At 55.7% G+C, this 23,015-nt stretch carries 24 protein-coding genes; 13 read left to right on the top strand and 11 right to left on the bottom strand.

Annotated features, from left to right (window positions below; all coding sequences use genetic code 11):
- The first annotated feature begins 113 nt into the window (after positions 1-113).
- From DDZ13_RS12250 to DDZ13_RS12240, 3 genes are all read left to right on the top strand, one after another.
- On the top strand, positions 114-974 hold the full coding sequence (locus DDZ13_RS12250; RefSeq protein WP_233246153.1) for an FKBP-type peptidyl-prolyl cis-trans isomerase: 861 nt from the start codon (positions 114-116) through the stop codon (positions 972-974).
- Between the two features lie 357 nt (positions 975-1,331).
- The gene (locus DDZ13_RS12245; protein ID WP_110131746.1) at positions 1,332-1,601 is read left to right on the top strand and encodes an antitoxin VapB family protein; all 270 of its coding nucleotides are present in this window, start codon (positions 1,332-1,334) and stop codon (positions 1,599-1,601) included.
- Positions 1,598-1,978: a type II toxin-antitoxin system VapC family toxin gene (locus DDZ13_RS12240; protein WP_110131745.1), complete on the top strand. Its 381-nt coding sequence runs from the start codon at positions 1,598-1,600 to the stop codon at positions 1,976-1,978. The genes DDZ13_RS12245 and DDZ13_RS12240 overlap by 4 nt, the downstream gene beginning before the upstream one ends.
- A gap of 151 nt (positions 1,979-2,129) precedes the next feature.
- On the opposite strand, the gene DDZ13_RS12235 is transcribed toward DDZ13_RS12240, so the two are convergent.
- Positions 2,130-2,693, bottom strand: a complete 564-nt coding sequence (locus DDZ13_RS12235) for a hypothetical protein (protein WP_110131744.1) — start codon at positions 2,691-2,693, stop codon at positions 2,130-2,132.
- 83 nt (positions 2,694-2,776) lie between these two features.
- On the bottom strand, positions 2,777-3,280 hold the full coding sequence (locus DDZ13_RS12230) for a SixA phosphatase family protein (RefSeq protein WP_110131743.1): 504 nt from the start codon (positions 3,278-3,280) through the stop codon (positions 2,777-2,779).
- Between the two features lie 223 nt (positions 3,281-3,503).
- Between DDZ13_RS12230 and DDZ13_RS12225 the strand changes: the two genes are divergently transcribed.
- Complete coding sequence (locus tag DDZ13_RS12225; protein WP_110131742.1) at positions 3,504-3,644, top strand: DUF3096 domain-containing protein; 141 nt, start codon at positions 3,504-3,506, stop codon at positions 3,642-3,644.
- A gap of 311 nt (positions 3,645-3,955) precedes the next feature.
- Here DDZ13_RS12225 and DDZ13_RS12220 read toward each other — a convergent pair whose 3' ends face one another.
- The 3 genes from DDZ13_RS12220 to yjjJ form a co-directional block, all read right to left on the bottom strand.
- Positions 3,956-4,132: a zinc ribbon domain-containing protein gene (locus DDZ13_RS12220; RefSeq protein ID WP_110131741.1), complete on the bottom strand. Its 177-nt coding sequence runs from the start codon at positions 4,130-4,132 to the stop codon at positions 3,956-3,958.
- A gap of 144 nt (positions 4,133-4,276) precedes the next feature.
- Positions 4,277-5,221 carry a DMT family transporter gene (locus DDZ13_RS12215; RefSeq protein ID WP_110131740.1) on the bottom strand — a complete coding sequence of 315 codons (945 nt, stop codon included), beginning with the start codon at positions 5,219-5,221 and terminating at the stop codon, positions 4,277-4,279.
- Positions 5,222-5,408: 187 nt separating this feature from the next.
- Positions 5,409-6,803: a type II toxin-antitoxin system HipA family toxin YjjJ gene (gene yjjJ / locus DDZ13_RS12210; RefSeq protein WP_158279912.1), complete on the bottom strand. Its 1,395-nt coding sequence runs from the start codon at positions 6,801-6,803 to the stop codon at positions 5,409-5,411.
- 264 nt (positions 6,804-7,067) lie between these two features.
- Here yjjJ and DDZ13_RS12205 point away from each other — a divergent pair, with 264 nt between their 5' ends.
- A complete protein-coding gene (locus DDZ13_RS12205; RefSeq protein ID WP_110131738.1) occupies positions 7,068-7,541 on the top strand; it encodes a TspO/MBR family protein in 474 nt (157 codons plus the stop codon).
- 134 nt (positions 7,542-7,675) lie between these two features.
- On the opposite strand, the gene DDZ13_RS12200 is transcribed toward DDZ13_RS12205, so the two are convergent.
- Positions 7,676-8,413 carry a M14 family metallopeptidase gene (locus DDZ13_RS12200; protein ID WP_110131737.1) on the bottom strand — a complete coding sequence of 246 codons (738 nt, stop codon included), beginning with the start codon at positions 8,411-8,413 and terminating at the stop codon, positions 7,676-7,678.
- A 362-nt stretch (positions 8,414-8,775) separates the two neighbouring features.
- Between DDZ13_RS12200 and DDZ13_RS12195 the strand changes: the two genes are divergently transcribed.
- The 6 genes from DDZ13_RS12195 to DDZ13_RS12170 all read left to right on the top strand — a co-directional run bounded on the left by DDZ13_RS12195 (position 8,776) and on the right by DDZ13_RS12170 (position 15,255).
- Complete coding sequence (locus tag DDZ13_RS12195; protein WP_110131736.1) at positions 8,776-9,684, top strand: hypothetical protein; 909 nt, start codon at positions 8,776-8,778, stop codon at positions 9,682-9,684.
- An 18-nt stretch (positions 9,685-9,702) separates the two neighbouring features.
- The gene (locus DDZ13_RS12190; protein ID WP_110131735.1) at positions 9,703-9,975 is read left to right on the top strand and encodes a DUF167 domain-containing protein; all 273 of its coding nucleotides are present in this window, start codon (positions 9,703-9,705) and stop codon (positions 9,973-9,975) included.
- A 362-nt stretch (positions 9,976-10,337) separates the two neighbouring features.
- Positions 10,338-11,825: a SulP family inorganic anion transporter gene (locus DDZ13_RS12185; protein ID WP_110131734.1), complete on the top strand. Its 1,488-nt coding sequence runs from the start codon at positions 10,338-10,340 to the stop codon at positions 11,823-11,825.
- Between the two features lie 30 nt (positions 11,826-11,855).
- Complete coding sequence (locus DDZ13_RS12180) at positions 11,856-12,716, top strand: universal stress protein (protein WP_110131733.1); 861 nt, start codon at positions 11,856-11,858, stop codon at positions 12,714-12,716.
- A gap of 231 nt (positions 12,717-12,947) precedes the next feature.
- Entirely contained in the window at positions 12,948-13,550 is a 603-nt protein-coding gene (locus DDZ13_RS12175; protein WP_110131732.1) for an HNH endonuclease, read from the top strand.
- A 346-nt stretch (positions 13,551-13,896) separates the two neighbouring features.
- Positions 13,897-15,255 (top strand): UDP-glucose 6-dehydrogenase, encoded by a 1,359-nt coding sequence (locus DDZ13_RS12170; RefSeq protein ID WP_110131731.1) that lies wholly within the window; start codon positions 13,897-13,899, stop codon positions 15,253-15,255.
- A 347-nt stretch (positions 15,256-15,602) separates the two neighbouring features.
- Here the strand turns inward: DDZ13_RS12170 and DDZ13_RS12165 are convergent, their stop codons facing one another.
- The gene (locus DDZ13_RS12165) at positions 15,603-15,908 is read right to left on the bottom strand and encodes a HigA family addiction module antitoxin (protein WP_110131730.1); all 306 of its coding nucleotides are present in this window, start codon (positions 15,906-15,908) and stop codon (positions 15,603-15,605) included.
- 31 nt (positions 15,909-15,939) lie between these two features.
- On the bottom strand, positions 15,940-16,218 hold the full coding sequence (locus DDZ13_RS12160) for a type II toxin-antitoxin system RelE/ParE family toxin (RefSeq protein ID WP_110131783.1): 279 nt from the start codon (positions 16,216-16,218) through the stop codon (positions 15,940-15,942).
- Between the two features lie 516 nt (positions 16,219-16,734).
- On the opposite strand from DDZ13_RS12160, the gene fabV reads away from it, so the two are divergent.
- Complete coding sequence (gene fabV / locus DDZ13_RS12155; protein ID WP_110131729.1) at positions 16,735-17,910, top strand: enoyl-ACP reductase FabV; 1,176 nt, start codon at positions 16,735-16,737, stop codon at positions 17,908-17,910.
- Between the two features lie 121 nt (positions 17,911-18,031).
- Here the strand turns inward: fabV and DDZ13_RS12150 are convergent, their stop codons facing one another.
- From DDZ13_RS12150 to DDZ13_RS12140, 3 genes are all read right to left on the bottom strand, one after another.
- Positions 18,032-19,693 carry an arylsulfatase gene (locus tag DDZ13_RS12150; RefSeq protein ID WP_110131728.1) on the bottom strand — a complete coding sequence of 554 codons (1,662 nt, stop codon included), beginning with the start codon at positions 19,691-19,693 and terminating at the stop codon, positions 18,032-18,034.
- Positions 19,694-19,705: 12 nt separating this feature from the next.
- On the bottom strand, positions 19,706-20,764 hold the full coding sequence (locus DDZ13_RS12145) for a M42 family metallopeptidase (RefSeq protein WP_110131727.1): 1,059 nt from the start codon (positions 20,762-20,764) through the stop codon (positions 19,706-19,708).
- 179 nt (positions 20,765-20,943) lie between these two features.
- Positions 20,944-21,990 carry a GntR family transcriptional regulator gene (locus tag DDZ13_RS12140; protein ID WP_110131726.1) on the bottom strand — a complete coding sequence of 349 codons (1,047 nt, stop codon included), beginning with the start codon at positions 21,988-21,990 and terminating at the stop codon, positions 20,944-20,946.
- 262 nt (positions 21,991-22,252) lie between these two features.
- Between DDZ13_RS12140 and DDZ13_RS12135 the strand changes: the two genes are divergently transcribed.
- Positions 22,253-22,972: a PEP-CTERM sorting domain-containing protein gene (locus DDZ13_RS12135; protein ID WP_110131725.1), complete on the top strand. Its 720-nt coding sequence runs from the start codon at positions 22,253-22,255 to the stop codon at positions 22,970-22,972.
- Positions 22,973-23,015 lie beyond the last annotated feature (43 nt).

The raw sequence follows: 23,015 nt of genomic DNA, 5'->3' as shown, positions 1-23,015 counted from the left end.
GCTGCACGGCGAATGCAGTTTTCTGAACGGCACCGATTGAAAACAGGGTATCAAGCGGTCCGTGTGTTGAAAACACACTTGCCTGTCTGGCTCGAGTATTTGGGATGGGGCGTATGCGAAAAAATCTGTCACTGAAATTACTCTCTGCCTTCACGCTCACCCTGGCCGGTTTGGCTTTGCCGTTGACCTCGACAGCTTTGGCCGACGATACCTATTCCATGACTGATACACCGAGCGATGTAAGTGCCGTGCCTGAAAACGCCGAGCGGACCGATTCCGGTCTGGCTTCCCGTGTCCTGGAGGAGGGCAGCGGTAGCGATTCACCCGCTGCGGCAGATACGGTCACCGTGCACTACAGTGGTTGGACCACCGACGGCAAAATGTTCGACAGCTCGGTGAAGCGCGGTCAGCCCGCCAGCTTCCCGCTGAATCGTGTCATTCCAGGCTGGACCGAAGGTCTGCAGCTCATGGTGGTCGGTGAGACCCGCCGCTTCTGGATTCCGGCCGAGCTGGGCTATGGCGAAAACCCCGGCGGTGGACGCCCCGGCGGTATGCTTGTTTTTGATGTCGAACTTCTGGAAATTCAAAAGGCTCCCGAGCCCCCCAAGGTGCCGGAAGACGTCGCGGCTATTCCCGATAACGCCGAAGTTCACGAGAGTGGGCTTGCCTCGCGCGTGATCACTGCAGGCAGTGGTGAAGCCAATCCCAAGGCCTCCGACAATGTCACCGTGCACTACAGTGGTTGGACCACCGACGGCCAGATGTTCGACAGCTCGGTCATGCGCGGCCAGCCGGCTACTTTCCCGCTCAACCGTGTCATCCCCGGTTGGACGGAAGGCGTGCAACTCATGGTCGAAGGCGAGACCCGCCGCTTCTGGATTCCCGCCAAGCTCGCCTACGGCGAAAAACCACCCGCGGGCGCCCCGGCCGGTATGCTGGTCTTCGACGTCGAGCTGTTGAAGATCGGCCGGTAGGGGAATGCGTGATTCCGCCTTCGCTTTTCAAGGCTACGGCGTGACAGGACGGGTTGCGTGATCCGTGATCCTCGATGAGATTGTCTTGGTGAAGCCGTTTACACGGCGGGATAGGGGATTTTGCGTCCCGTCGTAATCCAACTTGTCGCCGTTCCGAGCGGAGCGACAAAACCGGCTGCTGTGCAGACAGGAACACGCCTTCGCGTTTGGTCAGACTTGACGAAGTGGGCCGTCCAAAGCCTAAGGGCTTCGGCTACGTTGATCCTCAGATTCTAACTAAGGTCGGCTGCTGTACAGACCAGAATACGCCTATGCGTTTAGCTTGAAAACTCTAAAATTCCATGCATGATATCATGCATGGCAATTAAGACAATCAGTCTGGAGCTGGATGCTTACGAGCGTCTGAAACGGGCGAAGCGGGGCAAAGAATCCTTTTCGTCGGTGGTTCGGCGCGCGCGCTTTGATGCGCCCAAATCCACGGGTGCGGCGATCCTTGAGGAAACTCAGGCTCTGTACCGCGCGAAAAAGGGTGCCCCGAAAAAGACGCTGGATTACTGGGCCGGGGTGGAAGCGGAAGAATCGGCTTCACCGCGAATCTCGGCTAGCGAATGGGCTAACGAGGAATGATTCTCGATACTTGTTTTCTCATCGACCTTCAGCGCGAGGCGCGGAAGAGCGAGCGTGGGCGTGCGACGGATTTTTTGCAAATGCACGCCGATGCGGCCTTTTCCATTTCGGTGATTTCGGTGACGGAATTTTTAGAGGGCTTTGCCGAACCGGGCGAGGGCGAGCGGCTTCTTCGTGCCTACACACGTATTAATCTGGATTCAAAAGTGGCGGGGCAGGCGGCCCGGATCCGTCGGGACTTGCGACTCGAAGGCGATTTGATCGGTGACTTTGATATTCTCATCGCAGCCACTGCGCTCAGTGAGAGCTTGCCTTTGGTGACTCGGAACGTTTCCGAGTTCAGCCGTATCAAGGGGCTCGAATTGATCGCTTATTGACGCGCATCAATCGGCTTACTCCCTTAGAACAGGCTCCCGCCTGTTTCCTATATCTAGACGACGCGTAGCCATCCGTATCTTCCCGAAGCGCGTCCCGAAACAGGCGGGACGGCTGTGCTACAAAAAAATCTTCGCGTCCTTTCGCGGACCATTACTCCGTGTCCCGGGGCAGCTCCTTCACAATGGCTTCAATCCGGGCAATCATCTCGTCGACGGAGGCGTCCTCCGGGAGAGGTTCGGCCTCACTCAAGGCGCCGCCGATTTGTTCGATCATTCCCTGGAGGAATTGCTTCTTTTCGCGCAGCTTCTCCAAGTCCTCGGTCTCCCAGTACTCGCCTTCGTCGCTGACCTTTAGGTTGCTGAGGTAGCGCTTCTTCAAATAGCGCAACAGACCGATGATCCAGACATGTGTCTCGATTTCGGCGAACTGTGTCTTCGTGGACGTGGCTAGGGAATACCTCGTTGGCTCGACCTGTTCGTTGAGCAGATCCATCAGCGGGCGTAGCCGTCCTTCCCGATCAAAAATAAAGCAGAGCGGTTCGCAATCGCCCTTCGGATTGACGATGATCCCGCGAAAATTCGGGTCGCTCTCGTCCTCGTTGATTGGCTGCACCATCCAGTCCATGGAGTCGGCGATGTCGGACAGCTCTTCCACGAATTTTGGAATGGCTTCGGTGCGGTCGATCGTGCCGGAGTAGTGAATGCTTAGGCCCATATTGGATGGTCGTTGATCCGCCTTCGCCCTTCGGGGCTCCGGCGTGACTTGGTGGTGGTTGAGTTGTGAGTGGTTTGTGGGGATCAAAGAAGTTTAGGATAGACGAATTGGCACTTCGCCGCGCAAGCTTCGCCGATCTCGCTCCAAGTGTCTATCCCGAGCTCCATTTGCGCGACGCCGCAGGTCGGAAATTTCTCACCGTCGCCCTCAAAGTCGGGATCCAGGGCATAGGCCAGTTGCTCGAAACCCGGATTGTGCCCGACAAGCACCACATGCATGTTCGCCTCATTCAGGCCTTGCACCAAGGTGAAGAGCGCCGCCAGCGAAGCCGCATAAATCTCTCGCTCCAGGACGATGGAGTCGTTTGGCACGTCCAGCGCAGCCGCGATCAATTCAGCGGTCGTGCGCGCCCGCAGCGCGGGACTGCTCACGATCCGGTCCACCGGAGGCAGCTTGGCTTTCTTCAGATAAGCGCCCATCCTCGGCGCGTCCCGCAAGCCGCGCGCATTGAGCGGGCGGTCGAAGTCGCCCCGCGAGACATCCGACCAGCTCGATTTGGCATGTCGTATCAGGGTGAGATGCTTCATTGTGAATACGCTTATGGAAAATGCGCCCAACGGAAAGGGAAATGTCCACGCGCTCGGACAGCCCATACGGGAATCCGCTGGAGAAAAGGCGTTCCGCCCGTTTATATATCCGTCTTGGGATTTCCACCGTCGATTTCGGCCTCCATTCATTTGGGGGAACAGTCGGACAGGAGGCGGGTGGGGCGCTCTTGACCGAACAAGCCCCCGTTTTGTAAGCTACGGGATGGTTATCGAACTTAACTCCCTCCTCGCGCTGGCCGCAGGCATCTGCATCCTGGTTTTTCCGAAAATCCTGAATTACATTGTCGCCGCCTACTTCATCATCATCGGCCTGACGGGGATTTTTAATATCCAGATTACATAGTCAGGCTCCGAGGTCTTTTCCGCTCATCTATCCTGCGTAGAACAGGTGTCTCGCCTGTTTTCTGGTCGGGGGGGCGCTCAAATAGGATCGAACTCGAATCGCACAAGCTTAGGGGAATTTTACCAAATGAACCTAACTGCCGGCCGTATCTATAGTTCTACGATCCTGTTGTAGGACGCGCCTCTTCAGAGCGCGTGCTCAGTATCGTCAGGCACGGGCTCTAAAGAAGCCCGTCCTGAAGTGGGTTGGATAGATATAATACCGCTTTGCAAAAGTTTTGAGATGATACGCGTTCACGAACGGATTCGTTATTACTGATCCGCCGCGGCCTCGGCGTACACTTCCTCCCCGTCCAAATAAAAATAAATCACCATTGGTCGGCAGCAAATCTCGCAGTCGTAGTCCCATTGGGTGGGAACTTCATTTTCCGCCGGTCCGGGGACGCTGAAGGTCTCGAAACAGGTTGGGCAGGTGACGTCGCAATGCATTGTCTTAATGATGAACTGCTAATGACGAATGGCTAATGAATAATGACGGATTTGACGCGGATCGAACTGCGGCGGGTGCGTTTTTAAAACCGGTAACGGACGAACCGGGCAACCAATCTTGAGCGAACACAGCGGTGTCTTCGCTCAAGGCCGGATGAGGCGGCCTTCCAGCGGGGCCTCTTTGACACGTGAGGAGATGACGAGGCAACTGAGTACAACGGCCGCGCCGATAACGAGACCGGGGCGAAGGTTTTCGCCCGGGATGAAGAGGGTGGATTCGAGGATACCCATCAGGGGGATGAGGAACCGGAAGGAAGCCAGCACATTAATACTGTAGTGTTCGATTAAACGGTTCCAGAGCGTGAAGGCGGTGGCGGAAACAAAGGCGAGGTAGAGGGTGACGAGCAGGGTGGTGAGATTGAAGCTCGCGATATATTGGGTCCAGAAGGGCGCGGCCGTCAGCAGGAGAAGGAGTCCGCCGGTGGAGAGGGAGAAGGCAGTGGGGGTCCGGCTGCCGGAAACGGGGGCGACCTTTTTCATGAAGGTGGCGGCCATGGCCCCGGAGAAGGAGGCGGCCAGAAACGCGGCGGCACCGAGGCCCGCGTTTTGAAGGTCGCTGCCCGGTTGGTAAACCGCGCAGGCGATGCCAAGCGAGCAACAGGCAAGCAGCACCCAGTGGACCGGCCGGGGTGGCGCGGTTTTGAGGATGAGAGGGGCGAGCAGCATCCACCAAAAACTGCCGGCCCCCACCAGCAGTGCGGCCAGGGTGCCGGTGGAGACATTGAGCCCGTAATAAAAGAAGACGTACTGGAAATAGGTCTGTCCCAGCACGATGGCGATGAGCGGGCCGCGGGGGGCCTGCTTCAACTTTGGGAGGACCTTGCCCCGGCAGAATGGCAGGACGAACAGGCCGGCTAGAAAGAAACGGCTCCCGGCAAAGATGAGCTGCTCGCCATAGTGGTTGAGGCTCAGTTCGGCGTAGCTGTTTTTAATCACCGGAAACGCACTGCCCCAGAGCGCCGCACAGATCACGACCTGGAGGTAAAAGCTGACGGGCAGGCGTAAATGTAGTGGGGCCGTGTTGGGCATGGAGGTGGTGAGTCGTTGAGTGGTGGGTGGTTGAGTTGTTGAATGGTGAGTGGTTCTACATTCGCCCTTTCGGGTCTTCCGTCTTCACTGGGTTGCGCCGGACAAGACGGCGTGGCTTGTGTTTGGTGTGGGGGAGTGATGCGGGATGGAAACGCATAGGCGAAGCCTTTTACGCGGCGGGATGCGCTTACTGAATCGCGACTCGATACACCGTCTCCAATGAATCCGTTGCGGCTTCAGCGATGGCCTTGAAATCCTCGGAGATGTCGGGGTGAGCGCTGACTTCTTTCCAGAAGTCGTGGGCATGCGGATACATTTCCAGCCATGCTGTTTGGTCCTCCGGCTTGGGAAGCTTTGGGTCGAATCTTGTTTGCCTGACCTCGCCGGTGCTACTTGGACGAAAACGCATGGGGAGCATGTCGTAAACCGGTGCGAGCGGGTAGGGGCTTTGCCCGGGGAAGAAGAAACTCAGGTTGCCCCAGTGCATATCTGTATTGGCAATCAGTTCGCCAAAACAGTGGAGTTGGGCGATGCGTTCATAGTCTTCCCCGCGAATCCACTTTTTTTCGACAAGCTTCCGGGCGCAATCGGCCCAAGTGCCAATGCCAAGTCCCAAATATGCGGCATCAAGGGAGCGAAGCGTAACCAACCCCCTTCGGCCGGTTGGCACGATGCGGTCGAAGCGCTCGGACTCAAGGTAAGTTCGCCTGTCGATTTGGAAAATCCGGGTTTTTGCGGTGGCGAAACCGGCTTTCGTCAGGATTTGATTGGCAAGGTGTTCGGCATGCAGGAGGTCGGACCAGCGCTGGCCGAGCGGCGATTCCAAATGAGGACTGAATTTAACGATGACCGATCGCGGTGTCTCGCCTGGGGCATCGCTAACCATGGTGGTGAATTTTGGCTGATCGCCTCCGGCCGATGATCCGAAATCCTCGTTCTCGTCCATGGCGTGCTTTGCCAGTTCCGGGTAGATTTGAGGAAGGTTGTTTCGGTAATACCCTTTGGCAATCTTGAGCTTTTCTTCCTGAAAGTCATTCAAGGCCATGCCATCCCCAAGAATAAAGTTGCCCGGTAAATTCGAGCCGAAGCGAGTGAGCGTCATGAGCAGTTCCCGGCCATTCCAATTCTCGGGGTTTGTATCGATTGAGAAGAGTTTTGCCATGCGTTTGCCAAAAGCACGTCCAAGGAAGCCGGAGGGGCGAAGGTCTTCCAGAAACCATGGCCAATCCGGATAGAGGCCATTTTTGAACTCACCTTCAAAGCAGGCCGCCGGACTCTCCTCAGGACGGAGTAGCCATTGGGTGCGTTCCCCGTCTTGAAGGGGGATGAGATGTCCGGCTAACTGAAGCTGGGCATTCTCGAGAACTTGATAAAGAGGCGTATCCGTTCTTAGGTCCCGGCGGGCGGCCAGTAGCGTGGCACGCGCTTTGCCCAAGGTGACAACTCGATCGCCCAGTTCCCGGACCCGCCGCATGAGTGTGGCTCGGCTGATTCCGAACTGTTTCACGACATCACCGGACGCGCTCGGCCCATTTCGTTGCAGGTAGGTCAGCAGCTCCTGAGTTTTTGTATTTAATTTCATGAAACGATACGAAAATTTACAAACATCTGATCTAAAGATTATTATATAAAAGTAAAATATTTTATGAAACGATACTGATACAATATAGTAAAGTATGGGAAGGTGATTCGCTGCCTTGATCATCGACCTTCCCTGCTTCGTTAAAACGACGCAGGATAAATACGGATCGATGCGACGGGAAAGGACTGAAAAACGGGCAACTGACCTGGGGCTTACGACGAGCTGAGGTTGATTCCCGCTTTCCGTTAGGCTAACCTTTCCGGCATGCAATTTTGGAAAAAGGCTTTGATCTGTGTGTTGGGGGTGGAGCTGCTGGGGAATGCCAGCGGGCTGGTGACCTTTCTCTCGGTGGACGGCTGGTATGACGCCCTGCAGCGTCCGCCGGGGACACCGCCGAACTGGCTTTTCGGTCCGGTTTGGACGACGCTGTATGCCATGGTGGGGCTGGCCCTAGCGCTGATCTGGCACCGTCCGGTTGTACTGCTGTTGAAGCGCCGCGCGTTCAAGTGGTTCGGTACGCAGTTGGGCCTCAACCTTCTCTGGACGCCGGCCTTTTTCGGGCTGCAGCGGATCGATCTGGCCTTGGTCGTGATCGTGCCCCTGTTGCTTGCGATCGGCTGGACGATTCGGACGGCTTATCCGGTCAGCCGGCCGGCCGCGGCTTTATTGCTCCCGTATTTTCTTTGGGTCGGCTATGCGACTTATCTGAATGTCGGGTTTCTGCTGTTGAACGGGTAGGACGGAGCGGCTTTGGCCGCAGTTATTCAGTTTTTGGTTATCCTGTTTCCAGCTTCTCACTAACGGTATCGTAATTGACAGCCGAATCCCCTCCGCGTTTGAGGCGGGGAGTTTTTTTTCGAGACGTGCGCGTCTCAGGTGATGGCGAGGACGGCGGCCTTGAGCGCCTTGACACGCGCATTGAAGTCCTGCGAGGAAGGGGTTTCCACGGTGTAGTTGAGGCCGCCGTAGCGCTTTTGCAGGTAGATCGCTTCGGGGTCGCCTTCCTCGAGGTCCGGGAGGCGGTCAGGTCGAATGATGCCCTGGTGGGCGATACGTCCGTCGATGATTTCGTCCAGATCGATGGGCAGGTGTGCTTGTACGGCTTGTATGATTTGGGGGCTGAACCCGGGTTGCTGGGTGAAATTGAGTTCGTAGAGGTAGAAGCCCCGGCTCTCCCAATCTTCATGGAGATGCATGGCGATGGTTATCGCGCTAACGTTTTGTTCGATCCAGGCGGCGTGTGTGCTGATTTCGCGGGAGACGAGGTGACGGTAGTCGCGGTTGAGGTCGATCCCTGCTCCGTTCTCGCGCGTACCTTGCCCCAGCCCGATAGGGTTCAAGAGCGGGCAGATGGCGTAGCTGTGTTGGTCGGGCAGGGCATCCTCGTTGAGTAATTCCAGCAGGGCCTGCGGCCCGGCCGGTTCGTCGCCGTGAATGCCGGCGGAAAGGTAAATGTGCCGCTCGCTCGTATCCGGCTCCGAGGCGGCGCGCGTCAGGCCAAGTAGCGGACAGCCCTCGCTTTGCCCGAAGGTATCGACGGTGTAGCCGGATGCATCGCCCGCCTCGGCGAGCCGGGCGATGGTGGCCTGTATGTTTTCAGATGCGTGCATGGAAGCGGTGCGGAACTATCCGGATCGCTTGCCCGGCTCGACAGTGATATGCACCTACAGTGTCATGTAGAACAGCCTGCATGATGGCGCGGTCTTTTCAAGTCATTGAATATGAGCGGTTATCGACCTTCCATGCTTTGTTTGAATCACTATGGATCGCTACTGCGTCGGCATTGCTGCAGTCTATTCGTAAGTAAATCCGCGACGGATGCAGGAAGTGGAGGTTATAGGATCAATCAGATTTCTTTGATTGCCGTTCCTGATTCTGAGTTTCGCTTGTGAGTCACGATCATGTTGATAGTTTGTCGGCTAGCATTTTCTGTGCGGAATCGTTTTTGATGAGCGCACGGAGCGGCGCTCTTATGCTCAAGAAAAGTTTAGTTCTATCGAAGCTGAAAACCGTTTTTCGCCCCAAGGTAAAAGGAGCGAAACTGATCGAGGTCTATGCGCTGGTGGGCAAAGCGGGCACAGGTAAGAGCTTTCGGGCACGCTTGGTGGCGGACACGCACAACATTCCGGCGATCATCGACGACGGCTTGCTCATTCGTGAAGGGAAGATTGTGGCCGGACGATCGGCGAAAGAAAAAGAGCATTACATCGCGGCGGTGAAGACCGCCATGTTCAACGAAGCTGAGCACCGTGAAGCAATGATAAGGGCTCTTTCGGAGGCACAGTATCCAAAGATTTTGCTGCTGGGAACCAGCGACCGGATGATCCTGCGGAACTGCCTGACGCTCGGTCTGCCCGAGCCGAAGCAAATCATACGGATCGAGGAGATCGCCTCGCGGGAGAAAATCGAAGAGGCCATACGCTCGCGCAAGACCAAGGGGCAGCACGTCATCCCCTTGCCGGTTGTCGAGGTGAAGCAAGCCTACCCGAAGTTGATTGCGCACGCGATCAAGGTCTGGTTCGAGCACATGGTGCATGGTCGTCACTACGACAAGACGGTGGTTCGGCCCGGTTACCAGCAAAGAGGAGACGTGACCATTTCGGAAAGCGCATTGACGCAAATGATCCTCCACTGTGTGCGCGAACGGGTGCCGTCTGCGAAAATTCAACGTGTGCGGATCAAGCATAAGATCGACGGCTACGATATTAAAATGAATCTATCGCTCGCTTACGGAGAGCAGGTTGCGCACAGCTGTGGAGAGTTGCGCGACTACACCATCCGTAAGATCGAGGACTTTTGTGGGATCACGATCTGTAAACTGCAGCTGCACATCGAGTCGGTCCGAGTGGACAATGATCGATGTCCGCGGTCGTCCCAATGAGAGCACAGGATTTTTGGCATGCACTGCGAATTATCAGTTAAAGTCGTTCCGGGTGCCTCACAGGAAGGGGTTGCCGGTTGGTTGGGGAATGCACTCAAGGTAAAGGTGAGTGCACTGCCGGAAAAGGGAAAAGCCAATGCGGCGGTCTGTGCCTTGTTAGCGGCGCGCCTTGGCTTACCGAAAGGCTCCGTGGAAGTGCTGCGTGGGCATGGCAGCCCGAGGAAACAGTTGCGTATTGAAGGGCTGGATGAGCGAGAATTACAGGCGCGCCTGGCCTTAAAATTCGATTGAGCTATGGTAGATTTTTCGGTCTGGTGTTGGTAGCGGTCGGTGTCCCCGCCGACCATGAATCTGCAAACGGCAGGGGATGCGCAAAACGGCCGCATCATGACCAAACGGCCTCGGATTTCTTTTTTGGCTTTTTGGGGATGAATGGTTTTTCGTAGAATCCCGGGCGCAGGAGGAATCCTGCGTTGGCGTGGACGCCCGCCCCGACCAGGGCCATGGTTTTTGATTCGATGCTTGCGCTCAGGGGAAGACCTACCAGCCTCGGCGACTTTTTTGTCAGTGCACCTACCTTCCTGACCGGTCTTCTGATTCATGGCTTCTCATTTTCGAGAGGGCAATGGGGAGACGGGATACTATCCAGAGCTATGTTTCAGTCCAAATACTTCCAAGAGTGGTTTTCCAACCCGCGCAAGGACTTGATTGCCGGTGCGGTCGTCGCGCTCGCGCTTATTCCCGAGGCGATTGCCTTCTCCATCATCGCCGGGGTCGATCCGGCGGTCGGGCTTTACGCCTCATTTTGTATCGCGGTGGTAATTGCCTTTCTCGGCGGGCGCCCCGGGATGATCTCGGCGGCGACCGGGGCGATGGCGGTGCTGATGGTCAGTCTCGTCCGCGACCACGGGCTTGAGTACCTTCTTCCCGTCACGGTGCTGACAGGGTTGTTACAGATTCTGGCGGGCACCTTCAAGTTGGGTAGTCTGATGCGCTTTGTTTCGCGCTCGGTGGTGACCGGTTTTGTCAACGCGCTCGCGATTATCATTTTCATGGCGCAGCTACCTGAGTTCGAGGGACAGGGTATTTTGATGTATGGCATGGTAGCGGCAGGTCTCGTCATTATCTACGGGTTGCCACTTCTGACCACGGCGGTGCCTTCGCCGCTGGTTTGCATCATTATTCTGACGATTGTTTCGGTCAGCCTCGGATTGGAGGATTCCCTGCGCACGGTTGGTGACATGGGACAACTGCCGGCGAGCCTGCCGGTCTTTCTTCTGCCGGATGTGCCGCTCAATTTCGAGACGCTCGGGATTATTCTGCCGTACGCGATCTCGCTCGCCATCGTTGGTCTGCTGGAATCGCTCATGACCGCGACCATCGTGGATGATTTCACCGATACCCCGAGTAACAAGAACCGTGAATGCACGGGGCAGGGGATTTCCAATATCGTCTCCGGCTTCTTCGGGGGCATGGCGGGCTGTGCGATGATCGGGCAGTCGGTGATCAACGTGAAATCCGGCGGGCGCGGGCGCCTGTCCGCTTTTGCGGCCGGGATAATTCTGCTCATTCTTATTCTCGTTCTGGATGACGTAGTGCGTCGCATCCCCATGGCCGCACTGGTAGCGGTCATGATCATGGTCTCGATCGGTACCTTCAGTTGGCAGTCGATCGGAAATCTCAAGAAACACCACAGGACCTCCAGCATGGTGATGTTGACCACCGTCCTCGTGACCGTGTTCTCGCACAATCTGGCGCTCGGGGTCGGGGCCGGTGTTCTACTCAGTGCCTTGTTCTTCGCCTACAAGGTGTCTCGCCTGCTCGAAATCGACTCGGCGCTTCAAGTCTCCCGCCGCGAGCGGGTTTACACCGTACGGGGCCAGTTGTTTTTCGTTTCGGCCAGCAGCTTCGCCGAGGCCTTCGATTTTCAGGAGGTCCTCGACAAGGTGCGCATTGACGTCACCCACGCGCATTTTTGGGACCTGTCGGCGATCCATGCCCTCGACCGTGTTGTCTTGAAGTTCCGTCGTGAAGGCACTGAAGTGGAACTCTTCGGAATGAATGAAGCCAGCAAGACCCTGGTTCTGCAAATTGCAGAACACGACAAACCGGGCGCGGGCGAGCAGCTCGACGCCCACTAACGAATACAGAAATCCTTTCGATTAAACATCATGGCCACACCCAACATTCTCGCCTGCACCGATGGTTCCATCTACGCCCCCAGTGTGTACCAGCACGCCGCCTGGGCGTCTGAACGTCTGGAGGCTGCCGTCCACGTGCTGCACATGCTCAACCCGCACCACGAGGATCCGGTCAAGAGCGACCTGAGCGGAAGTATCGGTTTCAACGCCCGGAAGCACCTGCTGGAGGAAATAGTCGAGTTGGAAGCGGCGCAGGCAAAGCTGGCGGCCAAACGCGGTCAGGCCATCCTTGATGATGCCAAGACCCAGTTGGAGGCGGCCGGTGTGGGCGAAGTGCTGGCCGATCAGAAACACGGCAAGCTCAGCGATTCCATCGCCAACTACGAAAAGGACGCGGAACTGGTCGTGATCGGGAAGCGAGGCAACAACGCCGACTTCGAGAAGGGCCACCTCGGCACCAACCTGGAACGGGTGATCCGGAGCTGTCAGCATCCGGTGCTCGTCGCTGCGAGGGAGTTCAAGCCCATGCGCAACTTCATCATTGCTTTTGACGGGGGTAAGAGCGCCATGAAGGCAGTGGAGTATGCGGCGAAGTCGCCACTCCTGAAGGGGATGCACGCCTATCTCCTCTATGTCGGTTCCGGGAATGCTAAAGTCGAGGCGGCTCTGGCCGAAGCGGCGGATAAGCTGAGGGACGCCGGTTACGAAGTGACAATCGAGCAGCGTACCGGCGAACCGGAAGAAGTAATCGAGAGCGTGGTGGCACAGGATCATATCGATCTTTTGGTCATGGGGGCCTACGGGCATTCACCCATCCGGCAGTTCATCGTCGGCAGTACGACCACGGCCATGATCCGCTCCGTCAAGCTGCCGGTGTTGCTCTTTAGGTAGTCAGCTGTTCCAAAGTCGCTTTCTTCAAGGGAGTGCGGACATTTCTGTCCGCCGGTTTGGCAGGACGGGACAGGAATGTCCCGGCTCCGTGATCAAAGAATTTAATTAACGGGTCGCTCGGTATTGATCGGGTGATTCGGATTAAGATTAAGAGGTGCTCGCCCTCACTTTCAGCCTGCGGTTCGTCAGGGTTGACATTCTTCGAAGCAGCGCTACATCCATAAGTCCCAGATGGGCACTGGTCTCAGTTTTCGAGTTCTAGTTTTAAACCGGCTCTGGCAGCCTGTTAATATTGTCGGCACTCAGCGGGCCTTTAGTTTGCTCCTTCAGGACCATGCCCAGGTCATTTATACGGGAGATTCCAGCTTCCGCATGATGGACGCCGCGGCCTGGCTCGCGCTTTCGGAAGAGGAAGTACCCGGGGACAATGAAGCCTACGTCAATACCGTCCGCCTGCGCATTCGCGTGCCCAAAGTACTCCTTCTTCGTGAATACGCCCAGCTCCCGGTGCAGGAAGTGAAGTTTACCCGGGAGAACCTTTTCGAGCGCGACAACTACCGCTGCCAATACTGCGGCAACGGATTTGAAGCCTCCCAGTTGAATATGGATCACGTCATTCCCCGCGACCGGGGCGGCCGGACCTCCTGGGAGAATATCGTGACCAGCTGCATCAAGTGCAACTCCCGCAAGGCCAACCGCCTGCCGCATCAGGCCAATATGCATTTGATCCGCAAGCCCGAGCGCCCGCGCTGGCGGCCCTTCGTCAGCTCGCTGATCGATCAGGATTATGATTCGGATTGGGATCATTTTATCAACCTCAAGCAGGTGGGGTGATTTAGTTGGTGGTTCCGCCTTCCCCCTTTCGGCTCTTCCACCTTCGCCCTTCGGGACTACGGCGTGACAAGACGGCGTGACTTGTGAGTGGTTGCCTGACCTCCATGCTTGGGAAGCGATGGAGGCAGTGGTTGGCATTGTCGCATCCGTCCTTAAGGCGGATGACTCACGTCTCCTCCTACTTTTAATCAAAATCTTACTCTTACTCCCAAAAACCGCGGGATTAAGATTAAGATTAAGAGTAAGATAAAGATTACGATTAAGGCTCATTGAGTGGGGTCAGTTGATCTTCGATCGTCGAGAATACACTTGTCTGTGAGGCCCGATCCTATACCAACAGCACATCATGAAAATATGCTGCATTGGAGCCGGATATGTGGGTGGGCCGACCATGGCTATGATTGCGCACAAGTGCGAGGATCACACTGTTACCGTCGTTGATATCAATGAGGCTCGAATCGATGCTTGGAATTCAGTCGAGCTGCCGGTTTACGAGCCGGGCCTCGATGAGATCGTGCAGGCTAATCGTGGCAAAAATCTCTTTTTCTCCACGGATGTGGACTCGGCGATCCGTGAGGCGGACATGATCTTCATGTCGGTCAACACCCCGACCAAAACCTATGGGGTGGGCGCTGGCCGCGCGGCGGACCTTCGCTATATCGAAAAATGCGCGCGTAAGATCGCCGAGGTCTGCGAAGGAGATAAGATTGTGGTGGAAAAATCGACGCTCCCGGTGCGTACGGCTGAGTCGATCAAACGTATCCTCGAATCTAACGCAGAAGGGCGTAAGTTCCAGATACTTTCCAATCCCGAGTTCCTCGCCGAGGGAACCGCCATTCAGGATTTGCAGAATCCGGACCGTGTCCTGATCGGTGGGGACCAGACGCCCGAGGGCAAGGCGGCGATTCAGATACTCGTCGATGTCTATGCCGCCTGGGTGCCGGAGGAGCGCATTCTTACCACCAATCTTTGGTCTTCCGAACTCTCCAAACTTACGGCCAATGCCTTCCTGGCGCAGCGGATCTCTTCGATCAACGCCATCTCCGCGCTCTGCGAAGCCACCGAAGCCAATGTCGACGAGGTGGCCCACGCCATTGGCACGGATAGCCGGATCGGCCCGAAATTCCTTAAGTCCTCGGTCGGCTTCGGGGGCTCCTGTTTTCAAAAGGATATCCTCAATCTGGTTTATCTCTGTGAGCACTTCGGTCTGCCGGATGTGGCCGCCTACTGGAACAGCGTGATCGAGATGAACGATTACCAGAAGCACCGATTCGCACGCAAGGTTGTCTCGACGCTCTTCAATACCGTATCCGACAAGAAGATCGCGGTGCTCGGCTTCGCCTTCAAGAAGGATACCAACGATACCCGCGAGTCGGCTGCCATCTACATTTGCAAGGACCTGCTCGAGGAGCAGGCAAACCTGAGTATCTACGACCCTAAGGTGCCGGAAGCGCAGATGCTCCGGGACCTCGAGCTCGGCGAGAAGGACGATTCTATCACGGTTTGCGGCGATGCCTACGAGGCGACCAAGGACGCACACGCCGTGCTGGTTCTGACCGAGTGGGACGAATTCAAGGAACTCGACTACAAGAAGATCTACGATGCCATGCACCTGCCGGCCTTCCTCTTCGACGGGCGGAATGTCCTTGATTTGGAAGCGCTCCGCGAGATTGGCTTCGAAGCCAGCGGCATTGGGAAGGGGTAGGTTGTTTGTTGAGTGGTGCTTATTGCTTGATTAGGCGCACGACCTAAAGGTCGTCGCGGGGGATGAATCGCTCCGACCCGATCCTGAGGTTAGGGGCCGCCGGACAAAAGTAGCTAGAGTTAATCTTACTCTTCATCTTAATCCGTGGGTTTTAAGATTAAGAGTAAGATTATGATTAAGAGTAGGAGGAGTCATCGTGAGTCATCCGCCTTACGGACGGATGCTACGAGCTATGGGGGATAGGCGACCACCCACCACTCAACAAACCACTTAACGACGACCAACTTCCCGGGAATTCGTTCAACATGGTTTCGTTGCTGAACGGCTCAGTTGAAACTAAACTCTGGCTACTTGTCCTCGCTGACCATCAATGATTCCGCAGGTAACACGTGTTCTGTGATCTTTTTCGCCTCCTTGCGCAGGGTGCGGAAGTCGCACTCAACTTGTATGCCGTGCCAAAAATCTTCTGATTGCCCGAAAAAGACTCCGAAGCGCATCGACATTTGTGGGGTTATTGAGCGCTTCGCATGGACGATCTCATTGATGGCCCGTGGTGCGACACCGATTGCCCGCGCCATGGCATTTTGAGAGATCCCCATCGGCTTGAGGTATTCTTCTAGCAAAATTTCTCCAGGTGTGATCGGTGTATCCATATTTATAACGTGTAACGTTATAGGGGTGTTGTCAATGGTAGTCGCATATTTTGACTTCGGTGGGACCTTGATTGGTCCACCTGAAAACAATACGCCATTGCTGATTGATGCGGATGGAGTGCAAACCTTTCATATTCCCTTTCAGCGCTTCCAGTCTATTGCCGGGTGGTATTTTCAAGTCATCTAGTTGCCCTGCCCGGTTCATTTGAATCAATTTCCGTAACGCGATACGTCCAACTGCGGCGAATCGTCGATTCTTCTCCTCATGGAAGAGTTGCCGAGTGTCGTCGTCGGAGAAGGATTGAATCATAGTTTTATCGTAGTTAGCCGGGGACATACCTTAAACCATAAAATAGAATGTTGAGTCGTTCCGCCTTCGCCCTTTTGGGTCTTCCGTCTTCACCGGGTTAAGCCGGACAAGACGGCGTGACTTGTGAGTGGTTCCTCCTTCGCCAAGGCGACGGCGGACAGGTGAGTTGTGGGTGGCGGCAATCGCTCGATCAGGCAAGCACCTGCCTAACGGTAGTCGCGGGGGATGAATCGCCCCGACCCGATCCTCAGTTTTGGGGCCGCCGGACAAAAGTAGCTTACGTCGTCTTACTCTCTAAACCCGGAGATTAAGAGTAAGATTACGATTAAGAGTAGGAGGAGTCATCGTAAGTCATACGCCTTACGGACGGATGCAACAGAACCGATGCTACGAGCTATGGGGGATAGGCGAGCACCCAACCACCCACCAAGATTACCTCCAACTTCCCGGTTGCCAGTTCGTCGGACGGGCCTTTCTATCTGAGGAAATCACCAACTCTCAGATCTATTTTACATTATGATTATCAAGCCCAAGATTCGTGGATTCGTTTGCATCACCTCACATCCGAAAGGTTGTGACGCGCGGGTGCAGCAGGAAATTGAAGTCGCCAAAGCCGCCAAAAAGGAAGGCGGTCCCAAGAAGGTTTTGGTGATTGGCGCCTCCACCGGTTACGGACTTTCGACCCGGATCGCTTCAGCCTTCAGTCACGATGCGGCCACCTTGGGCGTGTTCTTTGAGCGTCCCTCCATGAAGGGCAAGCCGGCGAGCGCGGGTTGGTACAATTCGGTTGCTTTTGAAAAAGCGGCCCACGAAGCCGGGCTTTATGCCAAGAGCATCAACGGCGATGCATTCTCCAACGAGATCAAGCAGCAGGCGATCGAAACCATCAAAGAGGATCTCGGCCAAGTGGACCTGGTGGTTTACAGCCTGGCTTCGCCCCGCCGCACCGATCCGGAAACCGGGGAAACCTACAAGTCCTGCCTCAAACCGATCGGCGAAACCTTTACCAATCGCACGCTGGATACCGACAAGGGCGAAGTTTCCGAAGTCTCCATTGAACCGGCGACCGAAGAGGACATCGCCAACACCGTTAAGGTCATGGGGGGCGAGGATTGGGAGCTCTGGATGAAGGCCCTCAACGAGGCCGGTGTGCTGGCACCCGAGGCCAAGAGTGTGGCCTATTCCTACATTGGGCCAGAGATCACCTGGCCGGTCTACACCAACGGCACGATCGGTGCCGCCAAGAAGGATGTCGAGCGCGCGGCCCAAGCCATTACCGAAGCCTACGATTGCGAAGCCTATGTGGCGGTGAACAAGGCGGTGGTCACCCAGGCCAGCTCCGCGATTCCCGTGGTGCCCCTGTATATTTCCATCCTTTTCAAAGTGATGAAGGAAAAGGGCACCCACGAGGATACCATCGAGCAAATGGTACGCCTGTTGAACGACCGCCTCTATGGCGACGATCTGGAACTGGATGACGAAGGCCGTATCCGGGTCGACGACTGGGAAATGGAACCGGACGTGCAGGCGGCAGTGGCCAAGGTCTGGCCGGAAATTACCACGGAGACGCTTAATGTCATGGCCGACTACTCCGGCTATCAAAACAACTTTCTTGCACTCTTCGGATTTGGCTTACCCGGTGTCGATTACGAGGAGGACGTCGAAGTCGAACTCGACCTGCCGAGCGCTTAATCCACTCGCCGTAGCCGAAGCCCTTCGGCTTTGGTCGGTAGGGCAGGTCGGTTGCGCATGGCGTGCGGACCAAACGCTAAGGCGTTCGGCTACAGGACGGACCAAACACAAAGGTATTCAACTACTTCCCATCTCCCGGCTTCGGGTAGATGCGGGTGCGCCAGGCGTGCCAAGTCCAGAGTTCCTCCAGAGCGGCTGCTTTTTCCGGATGCTCCGCCACGAGGTTGTTCATTTCGCTTCGGTCCTTCTCCAGACCGTAGAGTTCCCATGGCTTGTTGACGCCGAGGCGGACCAGTTTCCAATTGCCGTCACGAATGGCGGCCCGGCCATAGTGTTCAAAAAGGAGTATCCGGTCCGGATCCTCGTCCTTTGAGAAACTCGCTTTCAGGCTCTGGCCTTCAAATGGCTGGATCCGGTGTTTCGCATAGATTTCAGGATATTCAGCGCCGGAAAGGTCGAGGCAGGTCGCCATGAGGTCAATCAAGTGACCGGGCCGATGACGCAACTCATTCTTTGCGGCAATACCTTTGGGCCAATGGGCAATCAGGGGAGTCGCGATGCCGCCCTCATGGTTTTTTGATTTATACTCACGGAAGGGGGTGTTGGAGACATTGGCCCAGTTGCGGCGATAGGACATGTATGTGGTCGCTGGTCCGGGCATGGCATCCTTGCCGTAAACGATTGGTTGGCCCTTCCGTGTATGGGTGGGAAACATTTCCGTCTGGAGTTCATCGGGGCTCATCGGCGCGCGTGGTGGTCGACCTTTTTCGCGCTTCACCCAACCGATCGTTTCATCGCAGCCGCCATTGTCGTGCAGGAAGAGGATTAGGGTGTTCTCGAATTCGCCCTCATTTTCCAGTGCATCGACGATCCGTCCGATCCCCTGGTCCATCGAGTCGATCATGGCAGCATACACTTCCATTGCGCGCGCTTCCCAGGCTCTCTGCTCTTCGGGGAGATCACTCCATGAGCCGGGAGCCGGGCTCAGCGCCCAATCCTCCTGGATCACGCCGAGTTGCTTCATGCGTTCGTAACGCGCTTTGCGAATCGCTTCGTAGCCGTCGTCATAACGGCCTTTGTATTTTTCAATGTCTTTTTCAAGCGCATGCAGCGGCCAGTGGGGAGCCGTGTAAGCGACGTACATAAAGAACGGTTCCTCCGAATCATGCTCATTGATAAAGCGGGCGGCGTTGTCGCTGATCGCGTCGGTGTAATAAAACGTTTCCGGTTGATACTCCGGATCATCTTCCGGGGTGATGGCTTTGTTGCCGCGGGTCAGGGTCCAGGGGTCGTAAAAGCTGCCGGCACCGATAATGGTCCCGTAGAAGCGGTCGAAGCCACGTTGAAGTGGCCAGTTGAATTTGTCTCCGTCCGGCTTGAGTTGCTTGGCGAGGTGCCACTTGCCCGACATGTAGGTGCGGTAACCTGCCGGTTTCAGTGCTTCGGCGATGGTCACGGCATTGCGGCTCAAGTCACCCCGGTAGCCGGGTGCGCCCCGGTCGCTCGTCATCTCACCGATGCCGGCCTGGTGGGCGTAAAGTCCGGTCAGGAGTGAAGCGCGGGTGGGACAGCAACGGGAGGTATTGTAGAACTGGGTGTAGCGCAACCCATTCGCGGCCAGCTCGTCGAGTTGTGGCGTTTCAATCTCACTCCCGTAGCAACCCAAGTCCGAGTAGCCCATGTCGTCCGACATGATGATAATGATGTTCGGCTTGGGCGCGGCACCAAGCAAGGTGCTCAATCCCAGAAGAAGAAAACAAGCAAGCCGGGGGAATGGAGTCATGATAGCTGTGGGTTAAAACTTCCAGCTGGGTTCATCCAGTTCCCGGACGCAGGCGGTGAGAAGCTCGATGCAGGCCTCGAGATCCTTTTTGTTGGACGACTCGATGGTCTGATGGATGTGCCGGGTCGGGACAGAGATGGCCCCGGCGATCGAGCCACCCGCCGACATGCGCTGAAGGCTGGCCGTATCGGTGCCGCCGCCGGCGAGGATTTCCGGCTGCCACTTGATCTTATGTTTTTTGGCCGTCGCTTTCATGAACTCGATCATCCGGTAATCACAGATCACCGAGGAATCCATCAACTTGATTGCGGCACCGTCGCCGAGGCTGGTGCAGCGTTCCTCCGGCTTGGAGCCGGGGGTGTCGAAAGCGATGGTCGTATCGAGTCCAAAGCTGAAGTCCGGGGCGACTTGAATGGCGGAGGCCTGGGCGCCACGCAAGCCGACTTCCTCCTGGACGGTGAAGACGGCATAGAAATCGTAGGCCGGTTTGGCGCGGCTCTTCTTCAGTTTGCGCAGGGTTTCGATGAGGACGAAGACCGAAGCGCGGTTGTCGAGCGACTTTACATTCACGCACTCGCCCAGTTCCATGAGCGGCGAGTAGCGGGTGATGAAGTCGCCTACGGCCACCAGCTTTTCCAGCGATTTTTTACTGCGGCCCGTGTCGACGAAGTAGTCTTTGATTTTTACCGCATTCTTTCGTTCCTCCGGCGACATGATGTGGATGGGTTTTGAGCCCATCACACCGTAAACGTCTTCGCGCCCGTGAATGATGACACGCTGCGAGGTCAGCGTTTTCGGATCAAAGCCGCCCACCGGGTTGAAGCGCACGAAGCCGTTGTCGTCGATGTGGGTGACGATAAAGCCGATCTCGTCCATGTGGGCGGCGGCCATGGCTTTCTTCTTGGAGGAGCGTCCCTTCTTCAGGGCGATCACATTGCCCATGTTGTCGGTGCGCACCTCGTCGGCCAGTCCGTCGAGTTCCTTGAGCACCAGTTCGCGGATCAGTTTTTCGTAGCCCGGCGCGCCCGGGGCTTCACAAATGCGGGAGAGGAGATTGATGTCGATAGCCATGATTCAAAACTCACTTATTTTTATCGGCTAGGCGAGTGACAAATCCTGCGGATGACAAGGACTGCTTTGAATCTTGTAGAGATGTTATACTGTACGCTCTCACCGTGCGCGTGAATGGATCGAAGCAGACCAGCCCGGGCACTCAGGATTAGGATCGTTGCGACTAGCGATATTTGCCCTTACCGCAGAGATGCCTCACTCTCGACAAACTTCGCTTTGACCGGACTCTGCCGAAAATCTCGCCTCCCTCTGGCCACATTGTTGGCCCAGCGCACGACACGCCGCATGACCGCTGCAGGCTTCCAGTAGAAGTAGGACACTTCCGGACGGCACCATTTGAAACAGGGATGATAATCGGTGCAGATGCAGACCACCCGGCGGTAGTCGTCACCTTTGTGCCGGGATAGGAAGTTTTGAACGGCGTAACTAAGCTGCCAGTCATCGACCAGGATCGCTGTCGGCGGGTTTTCCTTAAACAGAGCAACCAGACATTGATGGAGGCCTTCCGGCGTGCTGTCCCATACAGGTAAGCAAGACTCACCGCCTGGCAGGTCCCGCGTCGCCAATTCTTCCAGAAAGACACGCTGCACTTTGTTCAGTCTGCGATCATTGTAAATCGATTGCGCCAACATGACAATGCGGCTGTGTCCGTTTTTGTGGAGGGAATCGATCGCCTCGCGCATGGCCGGTATTTTGTCCGGGCCTGTGCCAGCTAGCGGCAAATTTGAGATGGAACCAAACAAGGCAAACCCCGGTCGAGGCATTTGGGCCAACATTTCCAGAACCGGTCTGGGCCCGGCGATGACGATCCAAGCCTCCGAAGGGTGCGCCTCAATCATCTTTCGAACCCGTTCGGGATGGTGCTTCAACTGGGTTAACGAGCGCGGGGCAAATGCCGTTTCATGTCCTGCCGCATGCAGACAACGACACAACTCCATGACCAGGTAGTGGCTCGTATCCTCCGGTTCGTAGAGAACGATGAGGATGCGCTTACTGCGCTTGCCCGACTGATTCAGTGTAATCAGTCGCCGCCTGCCCACGCCCTGCGACTCCAGCAGGCCGTCCCGCTCCAACTGCCCCAGCGCCCGCTCGATCGTGCTGCCATCCACACCCAGCTCCCGGGCCAGACGATCACGCCCCGGCATGCTCCCGACCCAGCGTCCTCGCTGTAGCTCATTCCTCAGGTGAGCAGCCACTTGCTCCGCCGCTGTTTTGACCGTAAACATTCAAAAAAACCTGTGCGGAAATCAACGGGTTGTAAAGATAAATGATCAGTTAACAGCAGAAAAATATTTTCCACGAATTATTTTAGTTACTAATAATCAAAACTTTAAGTGTTATGAAATAGTTTGAAAATGCTGACTTAATTTGAGACAGGTAGGTCTAAATAAAAATCTTTCAAGCGAATTCATTTCAGCTAGCTTATTAGTAAGTTTCGACGCTAGAAGGCGCTCTGAATCACAAACCCTAAAAATCAAAAAAACCGATATGAAAAATAAACAATTCTTAACGGCGTTAACCGCCTTGGCTGCCTCTGCGGTATTCGCAGCGACAGCGGATGCCCAAGACGTTATCAGCGTTAATTTTGACGACGGTAACAATACGATCTCAGGTTCAACCGGTGCGGTAAATGCGGGAAATTGGAATGCTCTTAACTTTGGTGCTTCGGGCGCGCCTAACACCTTATCGGATCTTGTCTTCGATGACGGCACAGCATCGACAGCGGATCTAAGTCTTCAAAATGAATCTGCTGGTACTTCAGGAGGTTTCGCGCAGGGCGGAGATAGTATGGATTCAACATCCACTGGAGACGCGAATAACTTATTTTCCATGCGTAACCGCAACGGTGGAGCCCTCTTCACTCTATCCGAAATCCCTTACGCGCAGTATGATGTTTATATTTACTGTGGCCTTATAGATATAACCTTAGAATTGAATCCTCCGAGTGATCCAGTAGGAAGCAACGCGCTTAGTTTTTTAGGCAATAATGACGGCTCCTCTTTCGTAGAGGCTACCAGTACCGTAGCTGGTAATTATGCTGTATTCAGAGGCTTGTCTGGTAGCTCATTTACAATGGAATCAGGTAGTGGCGGCGATAATGGTTTCATCTATGGCATGCAAGTCGTCGCCGTGCCCGAGCCTTCCACCTTCGCCCTCATCGCAGGTGCACTCGGCCTGACTTCGGTCATGCTGCGTCGCCGCCGGTAGACAATACGCGCATCTGCGCGAAACCACCTTTTATCACTTTCAG

Origin of the sequence: Coraliomargarita sinensis, from assembly GCF_003185655.1 — a bacterium.
GTDB classification, from domain to species: Bacteria; Verrucomicrobiota; Verrucomicrobiia; order Opitutales; family Coraliomargaritaceae; genus Coraliomargarita_B; species Coraliomargarita_B sinensis.
Note: the sequence above shows the minus strand (reverse complement) of the source record. Positions and strands in the feature narration are given on the sequence as shown.